Raw genomic sequence first — 16,360 nt, forward strand, 5'->3', positions numbered from 1 at the left:
TTATTTTACATCACTCGGGAAACGTTGCCAATTTAAGTTTACCAAGATTTAATAGTTTTATTTTTCGTTATTCACCTAATATTCAAAAATCCAAGTGATCTTCCTGATTATATCAGCACCGACTGATCTTCATCACAAAGACAGCTTCTCCTACAGGAAGCCGCCATAATCACCTTATTCAGGTCGCAAATCACCCGTTTAAGCGCGGGGATGAAATTTACCGTATACATCCTTTAATCTGACATTCGTAACATGTGTATAAATTTGAGTAGTCGATATATCAGCATGCCCGAGCATTTCTTGGACAGCCCGTAAATCTGCTCCATTCATCAGTAAATGAGTAGCAAATGAGTGACGAAGAGTATGAGGTGTTAAGGACTTTTGAATATCGGCTTTCAAGGATAGTTTCTTTATTATCTTCCATAACCCTTGTCTACTGAGGCGTCCGCCGTGATGATTTAAAAATAAAGCATCTGATCTATTCTTTTGGTTGACTAATTTAGGTCTTCCCGATGTCAGGTATGTGGTGATCGAATCAAGAGCCATTTTTCCTACCGGTATGATTCGTTCCTTATTCCCTTTCCCAATGCAACGGACAAATCCCATCTCAATATGTACATTATCAATATTTAATTCTATTAATTCACTAACCCGCATGCCAGTGGCATAGAGCAACTCTAAAATAGCCTTATCCCGTATTCCGAAAGTGTCAGTTGGATCAGGTGCATTCAGCAAGGCTTCCGTTTCTTCCTGGCTCAATACTTTTGGCAATGATTTTTGAGTTTGTGGGCTTTCAATGAGAACAGATGGATCTGACTCAGAAATGCGTTCCCTTAATAAAAATTGATGAAAGGATCGAATAGAAGCGGTATGACGTGCCAGCGTTTTTGATGATTTGCCCTCATCCTTTAATTTAGACAGGAACTGGACAATATGGACACGGGAAATTTCTTTCCAATCCTCTATTTGTTGTTGGTTTTTTAAAAATTTATAATAGGAATCCAAATCTCGTTTATACGATAGAAGGGTGTTTTTAGCCAACCCTTTTTCAATTGTTAAGTAATGGATAAAATCCTGCAATGAATCTTTCATTTTCATTTACTCCCCATCTAAATAAAATAGAAAGAGTCTTTCTCTCCATCCAGGCTCCCCTTCATCATTGATGGATTGAAAAACCTTTACTGCCGATCCTTTAGGCTCGTCATAGCGATGAAGATTTTCATATTCCTCATTAAACCAAACAATAGCAAAATAAAACAATATCGTAAAGCCAACAAACATAATAAATACTTTGCCTGTTTGCCAAAATAATCTAATCAGCTTTCTCATGTTTTTCTAATCCTCCAGGCTTTTTTATCAATTTATGCCTGATTGGACATGTTTTATACATATCATCTTTAGTTTTAGAAGCAAAAGATAAAACCTTTCCATCAAGGAAAGGCTTATTTTGCATGATTATTTCCAGAACCCGCTGTCTCTGGCTCTTCTTTTTTATCTTGGCAGCGATGACATATTCCATGGAATGTAAGACGATGATCCTTAATTTTGAATCTGAATTTCTGTTCAACTATCGGTTCTACGTCTCCTAATAAATCCTCGAGGATTTCATCTACTGCTCCACATTCTATACAGACTAAATGATGATGAAAATGTGCCGCTCCCTCTTGTCGCAAATCATAACGGGAAACTCCATCACCAAAATTTATTTTATCTACAATTTTAAGTTCAGTAAGCAATTCAAGTGTTCTGTATACTGTTGCTAAGCCAATTTCCGGTGCTTTTTCTTTAACAAGCAAATAAACATCTTCTGCACTTAAATGGTCTTCTTCGTTCTCGAGCAGTACTCTAACCGTGGCTTCTCGCTGCGGCGTCAGCTTGTAACTTGAAGAATGCAATTGCTTTTTAATTCGATCGATTCTAGATTCCAACCCTTTTCCTCCTCGCCGCTAAATCTATCCAGATATCACACTACATTATGGGGAGAAGGCAAAAAAGGGATTATCCGTCCGGCCTTCCATCTCCATTTATAGTATAGCAAAAAAAATGGCCATGTAAAATATAATAATTATAAACAACTATCTATAGTTATTATTATTTGATAATCACTCTCAACCCATATGGTCAATAACCGCTCTCATCAGCCCCGGTGATAAAAAGGTCTCAACTAAGGCAGCAACAATAAAGGATAATAAAGCCATTCCGAGCAACATAGAATATTGCATGAAATAAGGTCTTAACTTTTCACGGCTTGATTTAAGAAATTGACGTTTAATCATTTTAATGGAAATAATGACTGCGCACGAAGCCATAAAAATCGTTACAGGGACAAGAATAATATTTTGAGGCAAAACAGAAACGCAAGCAAGCATAAACCCCTGCCACCCCGTTTGACTGACTAGGAAACCGACAGTAAAGCCAATTACAATTCCTTTTATAAAAAGAAGAATTAAAATCAACGGCAATCCAATAATCGAAATTCCCAAAATCCACATTAAAATAATGAACTTTGCATTTTCTTTAAAGCTATAAACGAACATTTCACTGCTAGCACTGACCTTCCCCTGCTTTAACTCGCCAAAGAATTGAGATAGATAATAAAACAAATCTTCCTTTTGCGTTAAGGACAGACTATTAACAATAATCGCTCCAAAAATAATCCCCATAAGAAATAGCACCATAATAAAAATGAAAATGGATAAATGATTTTTAATATGAAAAAGCAAAGCTTTATTATTATAGGATTTTTTCACAAGACTTTACTCCTCTCCAGTTCAATTACTAGATTCTATGTATTTACTAGAGATTGTATTCTAGTAAAAATAAAATTCTTACTAGTCCAAATAGTGTGATATAATCTCTGTAATTTACACAACAGGAGGATATTGGGAATGAATCCAATCTTACTGAACATCCCCGAAAGAATAGATGGGGAACGAATTTATCTCCGTACATGCAAGGCGGGAGACGGGCCAATGGTCTATGAGGCCATACTGGCTTCAAAAGAAGAGCTTAAACTTTGGATGCCTTGGGCGCAGCATGATCAAACTATTGAGGAGACTGAGGAAAATTTACGAAGAGCACAGGCAAAGTTTATTTTAAGAGAAGATATCCGGCTTTATGTGATGAGAAAAAAAGATGATGTCTTCCTAGGTTCAACGGGTTTACATAGAATGAATTGGGAAACAAGAAAGTTTGAGATTGGATATTGGATGGATACTCGCTATACCAAAAAAGGGTATATGACGGAGGCAGTTCAAGTATTAACAACATTCACATTCAATGAATTATTGGCTAACCGGGTGGAAATCCGCTGTGATCCAAAAAATATAAACTCCAGACGCATTCCGGAAGGATTAGGCTATACACTGGAGGGGACATTAAGGCACGACAACTATGATTCTACAGGTACCTTTCTTCGTAATACATGTATTTACGCTAAAACCAGAAATGATATCTAAATAGAAAACGGCTGTGAATTGTGCATTCACAGCCGTTTTCTAAATTAATCCATCATGATCTTACCATAAGTACCGCCTCCGCCTTTTTGTAAAGAAAGGGTGCCGGATCGTGCCTGATAAATGAGTAAGGCTATTTTCTCGGGAACCACCTTCTTTAGGTCATCCAAACTCGCTTCATGAATCACGGCCATTTCAGAACCAAATCCTGCCACGAGCTTTTCTAACGTTTTCGGACCGAGGCCGGGAATAAACTCAAGCGGGATATGGTGGATATAAGGAGGCCTAGCTTGTAAAATATCTTCCAGCAATACATCTGAAAGGTCATCTATTCGCTCAGCTACTCCCCGGGTAACATGAGTAGAGCCACAGTAGGGACAGCGCTCCGAATAAACAGCAAGCGTTTCACTGCAATTCTCACAAACCGTTTCATGATATTTACCAAGATACGGATTCAGTCCGTAGTTAGCCAGAATGGCGCGCCCATCTTTTTTTTGAAGAGCTTTATGCCATTCAATAAAGGTAGGTTCCAGAAGGGAAAGTTTTTGATATTCACGCGCCAGCTTCGGTAAGGAATGTGCATCGCTATTGGTTAAAAAGGGATAGCGATTCAATTCACTTAACTTTGAGGCCATACTGGTATCTGCACTCAGCCCCAGTTCAACAGCATCAATCCACTCGGGATTCAAAACTTCACTTAAGCTTTTTAAGACTCCTCTTCCATATAAGCTTTTATGGGGAGTAAAAATGTGAGCTGGGATAAACAATCCACTTAATTCCTTCACTTTTTCTTGCAGAACAGTAGCCTGTTCATAGATGCGCTGTGAGCTGAGTGTATGATTGGTCACTCTTATCCCAATCCATTCAGAAAACAGCTTCATTTTTTCGAGAGTGGGGAAATAAGCAAGCACATGAATAGGCCCATGACAATTTTCATCATTGATTTCAATTTCACTGCCTGGTATCAAAACAGTGCCTTCTCTATGTTGAAGGCCGCCTCCATCAAGTTCTATCATATCCCCATTTGTAATTAAGTCCTCTAATTCCTCAATCACCTCAGGAACATGGCAGTCAATGACCCCCACCATATCCAACCCTTTTCTTGTTGCTGCATATTCAAGAATGTTGGAGATCGTCAGGCTCTTAGCTCCTGTGATTTTGACAGGTTTACCGGATTTTGTTCTCCCTACATGAATATGAAAATCCCCATAATACGTTTTCATTATTTAGATAAAGCCTCTTGGAGCTGTAAATATTGAACCGCGTAGGCTGTTTTGGCATCCTGAATTCTTTCTTCTTTAATCAGTTGCAAAGCCTCATCCAACGTCACTTCCATCAGATCCACAAATTCGTCCTCATCCAGGCCTCGCGCATTTTCTTTCTTAGAAAGACCCTTAGCCAGATAAATATGTACAATCTCATCCGCAAACCCAGGAGATGTATAAAGAGATATGATATGTTCGATGGATTCACAGGCATACCCTGTTTCCTCTTCCATTTCACGAACGACACAATCTCTTGGATCTTCACCAGCATCCAGTTTACCAGCCGGAATTTCCACTAACGCTTTTTCCATCGGTTTGCGGTATTGCTCAACAAGCACCAGCTTATTTTCATTCGTTACAGCAATAACTGCTACAGCTCCTGGATGTTTAATTAATTCTCTTGTCGAAGTCTTTCCATTTGGCAGAAGTACTTCGTCTACACGTACATCCAGAATTCTTCCTTTAAAAATAGGTTCTGATTTAATCGTTTTTTCTTCGTATTTGTACATCTTTCTATCTCTCCTTTTGTTCTAAAAAGCATTCTTCTGTTCATACATTTTACCATATAGCATGTCCAAAGGGGTGACTTATGAAAGTATGGATCAGTGACAATCAAATCATATTAAGCGGAAAGGCTTGGGAAGTCAGGGCGAAATTAAAGGAATATGGGAATCAATATATTTATGTAAAGGACTGGCTGCAGGCAGTCCGCCAAATTAAATGACGGATTCATTTCCTTCCATTACAATAAAGTTAAATAAACTGTAACTAGCGGAAGGAGCTTTTCTTGTGAAAAAGAGACAAATTGGACAATCAGATCTTTATGTCACAGAGATGGGGCTCGGGTGCATGTCTCTCGGTAAAGATGAACAAAACGCCCGGACTATATTGGAGACAGCCATCGAGCATGGAATCAATTATTTTGATACAGCTGATTTGTATGATTTTGGCCTTAATGAAGAAATCGTTGGAAACGTTCTTAAACCCTATCGAGATCAATTGATCATCGCTACAAAAGCAGGAAACAGATGGAACAGCGAGCAAACATCATGGTCCTGGGACCCTTCTCCAAATCACATTAAACAAGCGGTAAAGGACAGTCTGAAACGCCTGCAGACTGATTATATCGATTTATATCAGCTTCATGGCGGTACACTGGATGACCCGATTGATGAAACCATATTTGCTTTCGAAGAATTGAAAAAGGAAGGCTATATACGGGAGTACGGCATTTCATCCATCCGTCCCAATGTCATTAAGGAATTTGCAAACCGCTCCGGCATTATTTCTGTCATGATGCAATATAGCCTGCTCGACCGAAGACCGGAAGAATGGATGCCACTCCTCCAGGAAAATCAAATCAGCTTAATCGCCAGAGGTCCTGTCGCAAAAGGCCTTTTATCTGAGGAAATGTTGAACAAGGCTTCCGATACGATTCGTGAAAATGGCTATTTGGACTACACGTATGTGGATCTTGAGAATTTACTTCCATCGATTAAAGAAAAAGTAAAGGATCGCTCCATGAATGAACTGGCCTTCCAATATATACTCGCTTCCCCGGCGGTTGCCGCTGTTATTCCGGGGGCAAGCAGTGCCGAACAATTACTTGAAAATATAAAAGCTGTAAACAGCAGTCCGCTAACAAACCAGGAACTGGAATTATTACGTTCATTGACTAAGGCAAATAAATATGAGAATCATCGTTAAATAAACAGGAGTCTGGCTATTTTCTATCTGAATAGCCAGACTCCTATTTTACAGGAATGATTTAGGTTCACCCTATACATAAAATAACCAGTCGAAATCTTCCCGGTGATAGTCACAATAAAAATAATCATTCGTTTTAGAATCATACACGTATTCTTGTTGCCACTCTTCCAGATTTTCAACAATCCATTTCATCGCCGTAATAAATTGATAGGCTTCCGCATTCGTCATCGTTGGATGAATGGAAAAACGGATCCATCCGGGTTTGGCTGCTAAATCTCCTTGATTAACCAAATCTATGATCTGGTGAGAGCTCTCTTTGGAGATATTTAATAAGTAATGTCCATACGTACCGGCACAGGAACACCCGCCTCGTACCTGTATTCCAAAACGATCATTTAATAATTTGACAATCAAATTATAATGAACTCCCGGGACCATAAACGAAATAATGCCGAGCCTCTCTTCTTTCTCAGGTTCAAGCACATTCACTTTAGGTATAGATAACAATCCCGGAAGAATAATGGACAGCAATTCTTTCTCTCTTGCCAACATTTTTTCTGCCCCCATTTCCTCCTTGAGCCTGATGCATAAGGCTGTTCGAATACCTTGTAATATACCGGGAGTTCCTCCATCTTCCCGCTTCTCAATCTCCTCATAATAAAGATGTTCCCCCCAGGGATTCGTCCATTTGACGGTACCTCCTCCCGGATGATCAGGGATATGATTGTGATAAAGATGTTTATTAAAAATAAGAATGCCACTCGTACCTGGTCCCCCCAGAAATTTATGCGGCGAAAAATAAATAACATCCAGCTGTTTGTCAGGATTTTCGGGATGCATATCCATCCTTACATATGGAGCACATGCAGCAAAGTCAACCATGCAGATGCCCCCATGTTTATGCATCACACTTGCCAGCTCATAATAAGGGGTAATTAGTCCCGTTACATTGGAGCATGCCGTAAATGCGCCAATTTTCATGGGTCTGTTTGAATACATTTTTAACTGTTTATCCAATTGTTCTGGACAGATATCTCCATCCGCATCAGGTTCCAGTATAACCACATCTGAAATCGTCTCTAGCCAAGAGGTATGGTTGGAATGATGTTCGCGATGTGTGATAAAGACCACCGGCCTATCCTCTGGTCTTAGACCGATTCTGGATTCCCATTTTTCTGAAATGCGCAAGCCAAGTATCCGTTGGAATTTGTTAATGACTGAAGTCATCCCAAAGCCATCAAGGAGAATAACATCATCCGGACCAGCGTTTACATGCTTTTTTATGATTCTTTTTGCATGAAGATAGGCATTCGTCATGAATGAACCTGTTTGGTTGGATTCTGTATGCGTATTGGCCATAAATGGACCGAATTCTGTGGTGATTTTATCCTCAATCGGTTTATACAGCCTTCCACTCGCTGTCCAATCCGCATAGATGATCGGCTTTTCTCCATAGGGGGTTAAAAAGGTTTTGTCAATTCCAATAATGTGTGTACGAAAATGGTTGAAATATCGCTCCAACTCTCCAAACCATTCCCAGCGATGATCTCCAATCTTTGCCGTCAGCAATCCGGTTCACCTTCTATCTGCATAAGTCAGTAACAGTATATGAATCAACGGCCTAATGGTTAGTAGTATAGGAGGAAATAATCTTTCATCATCTAACGTTTTTCAGTAACCTATATAAAAAGCCCCATCACCTTATTTTAGTGATGAGGCCTCCTATTAATTTTCGAGTGATTTCTCCGTCTTAAATTTCCCTGTCAGAGCAACCAGCTCATTTGTAATTTCAGCTAATCCATTCGCATAGACTACGGTCTCTTTTACCATGCAATTCTGTTCCTCAGCGGATGCAGAAACTTCTTCTGCAGAGGCTGCCGATTCCTGAATGGTTGTAGAGGTCTCTTCAATCATTCCTTCGACTCTCTTAACATCTTCATTAATCATTTGAAAAGATGCTGTTAACTTCTCTAAGTGATTCTTTGTATCCCCAACCTTATCATTTATGATGGTGAGTGTACTGCTGCCTTTGATCACTGTATCGACTTGAGTACGGAACTGATTTAAATTGTTATCCATAACGTTCATGGTATCAAAGGTGTCTTGTTGAATTTTATTAATTAACTGCCTGATCTCTTTAGTGGCTTTATTTGTCTGTTCAGCCAGCTTACGAACTTCCTCTGCCACCACAGCAAAGCCTTTCCCCTGCTCTCCTGCTCTTGCAGCTTCAATGGCGGCATTAAGAGCTAACAGATTCGTTTGTGCCGAAATATCGGTTATAAATCGAATGATGTTTTCGATTTCGTTAGCTCGTTCACCTAAATGCTTAACTTGGTCATTTGCGTGAGCAATATCATCACCAAGTGCTACCAATACCTCAATGCCTTCTAGAATCATTACTTGCCCATCCTTTGCTATCACAGCTGATTCTTCGGCATTGCCCAATGTTTCTTTTGTAAAGTAGGTTCCTGTTTCCACCTGTTTCGTGATATTTACCATAGTCTCAAAGATATGGTTTGTTTTATATGATTGAGTATCAATCCCATTAGCGATGTACGAAACAGTGGTGGCAATCTGATTGGCAGCTATGCCTGTTTGCCGGGTCCCCTCCGCCATTTTAACGGTATTGGTATGAATTTTCTTAGAGGATTCTTTTATGGCATCGATTAAATGCACTAGCTCTGTTCGCATCTTCTCCATTCCTGAAGCAAGCGTTCCCACTTCATCCTTTGTTTCAGATACAATAGGTACTGTCAAATCGCCTTTAGTAATCCACATAACTTGTTTTGATAAATTTTCAATACCCCGAGTAACCGGGCGTGTCACTCTATACACCAGTGTATAGCCAATCGTTAAGTTTATAATAAACACCGTTAACGCCGTCCATAATGCCGTCTTTGTCTGTTCTGTTACTTGATCCATCTCTTCATGGATTTCGTCAACAGCCTGTTTCTGCAGGTCACCTATTTGCTTTTCCATAGCGTGTTCAAATTGAGTAAAATCTCCTTTGGCTTCATTCCCAGCCTCTGCCCCTTTATCAATAAAATTCTCAGCCATGAACTGTCCGGATTGATAAAAGTCAGCAAAGGAATCCTTTAGGGTATCCAATTGCTTAGGAGTTACACCCATTTCTTTTAATTCCTCCGCATGACCATTAAATTCTTTTGCATACGTTTCGGCCAATGAATAGGTATCGATGGTATCCGCCCCTCTAGTAGCACTGATTCCTTTAAATACCTGCTGCACCTGAACAACATTAACTTTCATTTGATCTGTAAGTAAAACGATTTCTAATGAAACTTTGTTTATATTCTGAACGCGTCTTTCATTTGAATACATATTATAAGCAAGAAAAGCGGCAACGATTAAACTTAAAACAGTAACACTGATAAAGGTTGATACGATTTTTTTCCTGATATTCATCTCTCTAATCCCCCTACGAACAACTAACATATCTTACCATTATGTATATCGGCTATATCAAATTTTTCTAAAGTTGAATCATGGAGGAAACTTATGAAATTTTTCGTACATAAAATGACAGGAGTAAAATCAAGGAATGCCCCTTCGCCGGTTCGCGACTGATTACCCTCCATAAAGCTAACCAATTGTATACAGAAGTTTCCTTGAAAATAAAAAAGAACCGCCATTTTTTTCAGGTGGTTCTCATTCAGACTTTCAATCTTTAAATTGTTTCCAATTCAGGTTACTTTCATTTAGAAGCTCTTCAAAGCTCTTATTTTTCTCGCGGCGTTTTCGTTCCTCGCGCTTTTGTTTTTCCATTTGCTGTATTCGACGCTGTTCTTCTTCCTTTAATTCACCTTTTTTGTTCTGCAACTGGCTCAAAATATCTTGATTAAGCAGATCTCCCAAGCTAATTGAGCTGTCATCTTTTTTCTTGGATGGTTTATGTTTCATCATGGATTATAGCTCCTTTTTTCTTTTTATTATAATCGTTCAGCCAGAGGAAGTCAGGAATGTTTGACTTATTATTCACTGTTAAACTTTGTTAACTTTCATTAAAATTAGGTAAAATATGTAACTTTGCAATCATATTATTCATATTAATATGATAAGATTAATGCGAATATAGAGGAGGGATATGATGGGCAGAGAGTTTGACCAGCTATTTGATGAATGGGCAGCTAATTATGATGAAACGGTATCCGGTTCTGACGATCAATATGCCGATGTTTTTTTGAATTATGATCATATTCTTGATACAGTTGCTTCCCATGCGGAAGGGTCTGTAATCGAATTCGGAGTAGGAACAGGTAATTTGACCGCACGCATACTCGAAAAAGGTAACCAAGTTCTTGGAATCGAGCCTTCTACTGAAATGAGGAAAAAGGCACAGAGAAAGTTGGGGTCCTTATCTATTGTAGATGGTGATTTCTTTCACTTTCCGGTAGAAAAAGATGGTGTGGACACATTCGTTAGCACATATGCATTCCACCATCTAACCGATGAGGAAAAGGAGAAAGCTTTTGCCCTGTACTCCACCATCCTTCAATCAGGTGGAAAGATCGTATTTGCGGATACAATTTTTTTAACAAACGAGGATAAACAAACCGTCATTGATCAAGCGGTGAACAACAAGTTTGATCGCTTAGCAGAGGATTTACAAACCGAATATTACACCACAATTCCTTACATGAAATCAATACTGGAAAAGCATCAATTTCACGTAACCTTTGAACAGCTTAATACATTTGTCTGGCTGATACATGCTGTTAAACAATAATTAAACAATAGTATCTATCCCTATAGCAATATAGGGTTTTTTCGTTTGTGAATCTGCCTATAATTTCTTTGTTTGTTTTCTTTTCAGAATGGTAAACTAAAAGATGATAATGTGTTTTTGGAGGGTCTCATTTGAAAAAGAAAAGATGGTATTTTATCTTCGGTGTCATGACTGCATACATAATTGGAATTGGCGTATTCTTCTCTAACATGCTGATGTATATGAAACGAAAAGATGTCGAGCTTGTTCGGAAACGTGAAATCGAGGCAGGCCGTTTTGACATTGCTTCCTTTCAAAAACTGCCTCAGGAGGAGAAATGGATTCAGTCCAAACACGGATACCGAATTCATGCCATATTTACAGAACCACATAAAGAATCAAAAAAATGGATGATCATTGCGCACGGAATCACTGAAAATAAGTGGAATTCCATTCGCTATGTCAATTTATTTGCCAAAAAAGGATTTAACACCGTTATTTATGACCATCGCCGCCATGGTGATTCGGAAGGAAAAACAAGCAGCTATGGGTATTATGAAAAAGATGATCTTGCCGCTATCGTAAATGAATTAAAGGCTCAAAAGGGTCATGATATTTTGCTTGGTATCCACGGTGAATCGATGGGTGCGGTCACGCTTCTGCTTTATGCCGGCACCGTTGAGGATGGAGCTGATTTTTATATAGCGGATTGCCCATTCTCCGAATTCTCGGAACAAATTGCTTACCGACTAAAAGAAGATTTTCATCTTCCAAAATGGATGGTCCTCCCCTTTGGTGATTGGTGGCTTAAACGGAGAGATGGTTATTCATTCAAAGAAGTTTCTCCCTTAAAAGCAGTGGAGAATATAGAAAGTCCAGTCCTGTTTATCCACAGTCTAGAGGATGTTTATATCCCTCCATCTATGAGCGAGGAATTATATCAAGCCAAAAAAGGACCGAAACAACTGTATCTTGCCGAAAAAGGCCAGCATGCTCAGTCCTACAATACCAATCCCGAAGCTTATGAAAAAGTAATCGATTCTTTTCTCAAAGCACATGTGCCCCCTTTCTTCTAATGGGGGCACTTTTTTAATGGTTGTTTTCGTAAGGATTAATTTTTCATTTAACTCGTTATTCAACTAAATAAGGTTGACAAAGGATATGTTCTATTTTTATTTTGACATTGGTAACAACAATACCAATTAAAAGCCATAAAATATATAATGCAAATACTTAGTAGAAAAAAACTTTCCTGAACCAAAGGAAAAAAACGATATAATGCCAAGGCCGATAAATAATTTGCCGCATACTTTGAAAGTTTCTTTTTATCTTTCACTTGACCTTATATATATCTTATAATAATTATTTCTTTTGTTAACCTTCCCCTAGACGACACAACTCTTAATATTAGAGCAATGCCCTAGTTAGTAAGATAAGAACTTACTTTTTTATTCCTTTTGTGTTTCCGAAATGGTCAACAAATGATCTCATGTCCTCTAATGTTGAGAATAAAAAAGTTTGGTCACATTCTATTTCAAAGTGTAATTCGTATCTTACGTTACAAATAGGTTCATTTTTGTACTTACACAACAGAACCCGTTAAGGATAATCTCGCCTTACATATAATAAAAACCGCCTAAACAATAGGCGGTTTAATGCTTTATCATCAATTATTCTAATTCCTCAAATATTCCAATCTTAAGCTTCACTTTTCCATTGTCATTTTCATACACATCTAACACAAACATCTTATAATCGCCGTAATTCTCATCAAAGAAATCTCGTGCGCTCTTTGGCATATAACAAATTTCTTCATAGTCTATTTCTAACGTGTCTTTGTCCTTTTCAAAATCATAGCCCGTATTTACTTCATTACCTACGTTATAAATCTCTGCAATAGCAAATTCATCCCTATGAGTGACAGTGAAAGTTTTAAGGGGTTTACTGTCCTTGTAATAGTCCCATTCTGTTCTATCAGCTTTATTACAATAGTTGCATTTTCTATAGCCCATTTTTTCTGCTTCATCTGTTGTTATTGCTTTCCATCCTTTAAAATTTTCTTGGTATTCAGCAGGCCAGTTTTTAAAACAATTAACGTGTGTATGATACGTTTTCCCGCCGTCTGATAACAAGCAAATATGGGCGTCATTAAGTGTTAAGTTACGGTTATATTCCTTAGTTGTTCCATCTGAAAATGTAACGGTAACGGTTTCTTTTTCCAGCTTTTCAATCGGACTTGATTGTTCAACAGATTCAATAAGTTCAACGAGAGATTGCTCTTGTTTTAAGATTTCAGCATCCTGTGCAGTCTCATTTTTTAGCGGCATAACGGTCTGTATAGTTTCTTGGTTTATTGGTTCAGCCTCACGCGTCGTTTGTTGATTTCGATTTACCGGGCTTTCTTTTTGACGCTTAAAATATAGATACGCCGCCAAGCCCAAAATCAAAAGTAAAATACCAAACATTTATCACATCTCCTCAAATATAATTACCATTTTGGTACATACCCGCACTGAAAATTTGTCCATATCGAAAAAGCAATTCTATTATTTAGAATCTCCTTTTATATCCTATCTTATGAGTTCTTTTATATAGCACTGTTTGATACTTCGTTGATCTTTACCAATCCAATTATAAGCCCATTATAAAAAGATGAATGACGATTTGTGCATAGTGGACGAGGAACATCTCTTTATACGTGGATGTATAGAAAATCCTGTGAAAGACGGAGGTGGACTGTTTATTTGGACTTGATCTTTCATCGTTCCACCGCAGTGAGTATTAAAAAATCTCCTCGGATTAAACCCTTTATTGGTTTTTATATACATTTTTTATTGTAGTTCCTTTAGAGCTAACCTGCCCCTACTTCCATTAGAAATTCAACACAAAAAGGCACTAATCCATGGATTAACGCCCTGTTTGTTTAAATACATTTACCCTCAACGTCTAACAATTTATTAATAAAATTGTTAATCATTGTTTACAAGAATACATCCTTTTTTTTGCCTATAGAAGACATAGCAAAGATAAATGGTGTGAAAAATAGAAGAGTAATTGCAAGTATTCCATATGCAGCACCTTCAAAACCTCTTACTTGAAAGCTAATGATAAAAATCACAACAGAAGCTAGTAAGGATAAAAAAGGTGGAAATTTTGTATATGTGCTTTGATATTTCTTAAGAAAATAAGTTATAACAATAAGGATAATGCTAATAATTACACCTAAACCAACAGGGACAAAGACTAACATACCAAACCTCCTATAAAATTCCATTTTAAAGGTGATTAATAATAACACAATAATCTGAATATTTAAAGGTACTTTTTCCATACTGTTAGACCTATATAGTGAAAAAGAGAAGATTAAAATAAGTACATTAGGATGCGAAACGTAAATAACATTAAGATTGAATGATAATACCCGCCATCTTTTAGCATATGTTTACGGTAAGAATATTGGTATAATAAGGAAGAAGGAATATTGAAAAATCAGAATTTTGAGGTGTATAAATGATTAAACAGAGAAGAGATGGAACAGTTGGACGATAAAATTTATGATTTATCCAAACGAATAAGATATATGGAAGAAGAGTTAGTGGAGTTAAAAAAAGAGTTAAGGACCATACATAATGAAGTTAATCTTAATGTGGAAAACAAAAGTGAAAAGGCTGAGATAAAAAGAAATTACAAAAAACCTGAAATAAAACCAGAAAAAGAATTAATCAGCTTTGAAGCGATGATTTCAACTTGGTTACCTAGAATATTTATATTCGTTTTTATTTTAGGTGTTATTTGGGCTTTTATGGCAGCATCTGAAAACGGATGGATCAATCCCGTGGTTCGTGTAATAGTTGGTTTCTTATTAGCTGGATTCTTATATATCATCGGAGAAAAGCAATATAAAAAGGCAAAGAATACGTTAGGTATAGTTTTGTTGGGCGGAAGCATAATTGTTTATCTTGTATCTGTCTTCTCCGGTAATGTTTTGTACCACATTATCCCATTCTATGTGACTGTATGTTTATTAGCGCTCGGAATATATATAGGAGTTTATCTATCAAGAAAATACAAATCTCAATCCTTGCTTACCATTATTGGAGTAGGTGCTTATTTTTACCCCTTCCTATTTGCAGGAGACAAAGGGAATGAATATGTATTTTATGCATACGAAACTGCCGTATTTATAGGATTAATACTAGAATCTCTTAGAGGACAATTTAAAATCACTTGGAATGTGGCAAACTATGCATTTATGTTCACTGTATTATTTTTTGGAATAGTAGGCAGTGGGGAAATTTCAATCTTAACGTTCCTAACGATCGCTATTCAGCATTTCTTTATTATTTATTTAACATTTAGAACAAACAACATATTTGTTAAAAATATGTATATTCCAGCTATTACGATAGGCTCATTATTCATGCTCTTAATCGGCGTTGATGTGTTTGATCATACAACAAGCTACCAATACACATTCTATTCAATAATGGCCATCGTATATTCTTTGCTTAGTTACTTGAAAAATAAAAATCACACTGAACTAAAAAACATTTTCTTTGTTATTTCGATGTTCTACATATTTATACTGTTAAACGATATAGTGATTGATCCATCATCAAAATTAATCCTCTTTACCATGCAAGCCATACTAGTTTACTATTTTGCTCAAATAAGGAAGAGTATTTTAGGGACAATAGGTAGCACATTACTGCTATTATCCGTATTAGTACAATTATTCGACAAGCCGGGATCTATGCTATCACTAGAAACTGTTGTCGTATGGATAATCATAATCAGCTTCTTCTTTGTTCTCTACATAAAAGAAGCAATGACAAAAATCATCAACAGAAATATAATAAAATCCACCTTACCCTATATAATAGAAGTATTGCTGATCGTCTTTATAAGCAAAATGGCATACTATTTCACAGATGGTTCCTCTTTAATGATTATGAATATCAGTTTGTCATTATCTTGGATCATTATCGTTGGAGTAACATACGGATTATTTAGTTACTTTAAAGAAAAAGTTTGGAAAAACATCGGCTTACTATTTCTGTTTATTACGCTATTAAAAGTTACTTTCTACGACCTATCAGGTATAGATGTAGTTTGGAAAGCAATATTATTCATCCTACTTGGCATAATTGGACTGCTTATTTCTAAGGTGTTTTATACAAAAAAATGAGTGGGATTTCCCTTTGCTT

General features: G+C 37.2%; 18 protein-coding genes. 7 read left to right on the forward strand and 11 right to left on the reverse strand.

What is annotated here, in order from left to right; all coding sequences use genetic code 11:
* Positions 1–198: 198 nt before the first annotated feature.
* The 4 genes from xerD to spoIIM form a co-directional block, all read right to left on the reverse strand.
* Positions 199–1,092: a site-specific tyrosine recombinase XerD gene (gene xerD / locus AC4G3K_RS01745; RefSeq protein ID WP_491075563.1), complete on the reverse strand. Its 894-nt coding sequence runs from the start codon at positions 1,090–1,092 to the stop codon at positions 199–201.
* Positions 1,093–1,098: 6 nt separating this feature from the next.
* On the reverse strand, positions 1,099–1,329 hold the full coding sequence (locus AC4G3K_RS01750; RefSeq protein ID WP_491075564.1) for a YqzK family protein: 231 nt from the start codon (positions 1,327–1,329) through the stop codon (positions 1,099–1,101).
* 113 nt (positions 1,330–1,442) lie between these two features.
* Positions 1,443–1,928: a ferric iron uptake transcriptional regulator gene (gene fur, locus AC4G3K_RS01755; protein WP_491075565.1), complete on the reverse strand. Its 486-nt coding sequence runs from the start codon at positions 1,926–1,928 to the stop codon at positions 1,443–1,445.
* 180 nt (positions 1,929–2,108) lie between these two features.
* On the reverse strand, positions 2,109–2,750 hold the full coding sequence (gene spoIIM, locus AC4G3K_RS01760; RefSeq protein ID WP_491132247.1) for a stage II sporulation protein M: 642 nt from the start codon (positions 2,748–2,750) through the stop codon (positions 2,109–2,111).
* Positions 2,751–2,888: 138 nt separating this feature from the next.
* Here spoIIM and AC4G3K_RS01765 point away from each other — a divergent pair, with 138 nt between their 5' ends.
* On the forward strand, positions 2,889–3,458 hold the full coding sequence (locus AC4G3K_RS01765; RefSeq protein ID WP_491132248.1) for a GNAT family N-acetyltransferase: 570 nt from the start codon (positions 2,889–2,891) through the stop codon (positions 3,456–3,458).
* 44 nt (positions 3,459–3,502) lie between these two features.
* Here the strand turns inward: AC4G3K_RS01765 and AC4G3K_RS01770 are convergent, their stop codons facing one another.
* Together AC4G3K_RS01770 and AC4G3K_RS01775 are read right to left on the reverse strand one after the other, a co-directional pair.
* The gene (locus tag AC4G3K_RS01770) at positions 3,503–4,678 is read right to left on the reverse strand and encodes an endonuclease Q family protein (RefSeq protein ID WP_491132249.1); all 1,176 of its coding nucleotides are present in this window, start codon (positions 4,676–4,678) and stop codon (positions 3,503–3,505) included.
* Complete coding sequence (locus AC4G3K_RS01775) at positions 4,678–5,229, reverse strand: NUDIX domain-containing protein (RefSeq protein ID WP_491132250.1); 552 nt, start codon at positions 5,227–5,229, stop codon at positions 4,678–4,680. The genes AC4G3K_RS01770 and AC4G3K_RS01775 overlap by 1 nt, the downstream gene beginning before the upstream one ends.
* A gap of 80 nt (positions 5,230–5,309) precedes the next feature.
* Here AC4G3K_RS01775 and mciZ point away from each other — a divergent pair, with 80 nt between their 5' ends.
* Together mciZ and AC4G3K_RS01785 are read left to right on the forward strand one after the other, a co-directional pair.
* Positions 5,310–5,444 (forward strand): Z-ring formation inhibitor MciZ, encoded by a 135-nt coding sequence (mciZ, locus tag AC4G3K_RS01780; RefSeq protein ID WP_491132251.1) that lies wholly within the window; start codon positions 5,310–5,312, stop codon positions 5,442–5,444.
* Between the two features lie 65 nt (positions 5,445–5,509).
* Positions 5,510–6,427 (forward strand): aldo/keto reductase, encoded by a 918-nt coding sequence (locus tag AC4G3K_RS01785; protein WP_491132252.1) that lies wholly within the window; start codon positions 5,510–5,512, stop codon positions 6,425–6,427.
* Between the two features lie 72 nt (positions 6,428–6,499).
* Here AC4G3K_RS01785 and AC4G3K_RS01790 read toward each other — a convergent pair whose 3' ends face one another.
* From AC4G3K_RS01790 to AC4G3K_RS01800, 3 genes are all read right to left on the reverse strand, one after another.
* Positions 6,500–7,999 carry an aminotransferase class V-fold PLP-dependent enzyme gene (locus tag AC4G3K_RS01790; RefSeq protein ID WP_491132253.1) on the reverse strand — a complete coding sequence of 500 codons (1,500 nt, stop codon included), beginning with the start codon at positions 7,997–7,999 and terminating at the stop codon, positions 6,500–6,502.
* Between the two features lie 156 nt (positions 8,000–8,155).
* A complete protein-coding gene (locus AC4G3K_RS01795; protein ID WP_491132254.1) occupies positions 8,156–9,883 on the reverse strand; it encodes a methyl-accepting chemotaxis protein in 1,728 nt (575 codons plus the stop codon).
* Between the two features lie 225 nt (positions 9,884–10,108).
* Positions 10,109–10,351, reverse strand: a complete 243-nt coding sequence (locus AC4G3K_RS01800; RefSeq protein ID WP_491075574.1) for a YqkE family protein — start codon at positions 10,349–10,351, stop codon at positions 10,109–10,111.
* A gap of 184 nt (positions 10,352–10,535) precedes the next feature.
* Here AC4G3K_RS01800 and AC4G3K_RS01805 point away from each other — a divergent pair, with 184 nt between their 5' ends.
* Both AC4G3K_RS01805 and AC4G3K_RS01810 read left to right on the forward strand, forming a co-directional pair.
* Entirely contained in the window at positions 10,536–11,174 is a 639-nt protein-coding gene (locus AC4G3K_RS01805) for a class I SAM-dependent DNA methyltransferase (protein ID WP_491132255.1), read from the forward strand.
* Positions 11,175–11,305: 131 nt separating this feature from the next.
* Positions 11,306–12,229, forward strand: coding sequence for an alpha/beta hydrolase (locus AC4G3K_RS01810; protein WP_491132256.1), 924 nt, complete (start codon positions 11,306–11,308; stop codon positions 12,227–12,229).
* 594 nt (positions 12,230–12,823) lie between these two features.
* Here AC4G3K_RS01810 and AC4G3K_RS01815 read toward each other — a convergent pair.
* A complete protein-coding gene (locus AC4G3K_RS01815; protein WP_491132257.1) occupies positions 12,824–13,618 on the reverse strand; it encodes a hypothetical protein in 795 nt (264 codons plus the stop codon).
* Positions 13,619–13,805: 187 nt separating this feature from the next.
* Here AC4G3K_RS01815 and AC4G3K_RS01820 point away from each other — a divergent pair, with 187 nt between their 5' ends.
* Entirely contained in the window at positions 13,806–13,907 is a 102-nt protein-coding gene (locus AC4G3K_RS01820; RefSeq protein ID WP_491132258.1) for a DUF2199 domain-containing protein, read from the forward strand.
* 226 nt (positions 13,908–14,133) lie between these two features.
* On the opposite strand, the gene AC4G3K_RS01825 is transcribed toward AC4G3K_RS01820, so the two are convergent.
* Complete coding sequence (locus AC4G3K_RS01825) at positions 14,134–14,403, reverse strand: YesK family protein (protein ID WP_491132259.1); 270 nt, start codon at positions 14,401–14,403, stop codon at positions 14,134–14,136.
* 288 nt (positions 14,404–14,691) lie between these two features.
* On the opposite strand from AC4G3K_RS01825, the gene AC4G3K_RS01830 reads away from it, so the two are divergent.
* Positions 14,692–16,341: a DUF2339 domain-containing protein gene (locus AC4G3K_RS01830; protein WP_491132260.1), complete on the forward strand. Its 1,650-nt coding sequence runs from the start codon at positions 14,692–14,694 to the stop codon at positions 16,339–16,341.
* Positions 16,342–16,360 lie beyond the last annotated feature (19 nt).

The sequence above is a fragment of the Bacillus sp. z26 genome, from assembly GCF_058313635.1.

Excerpts from the sequence above, each read along its gene's own strand:
- xerD (WP_491075563.1), bottom strand. The coding sequence starts at position 1,092 with ATGAAAGATTCATTGCAGGATTTTATCCATTACTTAACAATTGAAAAA.
- AC4G3K_RS01750 (WP_491075564.1), bottom strand. The coding sequence starts at position 1,329 with ATGAGAAAGCTGATTAGATTATTTTGGCAAACAGGCAAAGTATTTATT.
- AC4G3K_RS01765 (WP_491132248.1), top strand. The coding sequence starts at position 2,889 with ATGAATCCAATCTTACTGAACATCCCCGAAAGAATAGATGGGGAACGA.
- AC4G3K_RS01770 (WP_491132249.1), bottom strand. The coding sequence starts at position 4,678 with ATGAAAACGTATTATGGGGATTTTCATATTCATGTAGGGAGAACAAAA.
- AC4G3K_RS01775 (WP_491132250.1), bottom strand. The coding sequence starts at position 5,229 with ATGTACAAATACGAAGAAAAAACGATTAAATCAGAACCTATTTTTAAA.
- mciZ (WP_491132251.1), top strand. The coding sequence starts at position 5,310 with ATGAAAGTATGGATCAGTGACAATCAAATCATATTAAGCGGAAAGGCT.
- AC4G3K_RS01795 (WP_491132254.1), bottom strand. The coding sequence starts at position 9,883 with ATGTTAGTTGTTCGTAGGGGGATTAGAGAGATGAATATCAGGAAAAAA.
- AC4G3K_RS01800 (WP_491075574.1), bottom strand. The coding sequence starts at position 10,351 with ATGATGAAACATAAACCATCCAAGAAAAAAGATGACAGCTCAATTAGC.
- AC4G3K_RS01805 (WP_491132255.1), top strand. The coding sequence starts at position 10,536 with ATGGGCAGAGAGTTTGACCAGCTATTTGATGAATGGGCAGCTAATTAT.
- AC4G3K_RS01815 (WP_491132257.1), bottom strand. The coding sequence starts at position 13,618 with ATGTTTGGTATTTTACTTTTGATTTTGGGCTTGGCGGCGTATCTATAT.
- AC4G3K_RS01820 (WP_491132258.1), top strand. The coding sequence starts at position 13,806 with ATGAATGACGATTTGTGCATAGTGGACGAGGAACATCTCTTTATACGT.
- AC4G3K_RS01825 (WP_491132259.1), bottom strand. The coding sequence starts at position 14,403 with ATGTTAGTCTTTGTCCCTGTTGGTTTAGGTGTAATTATTAGCATTATC.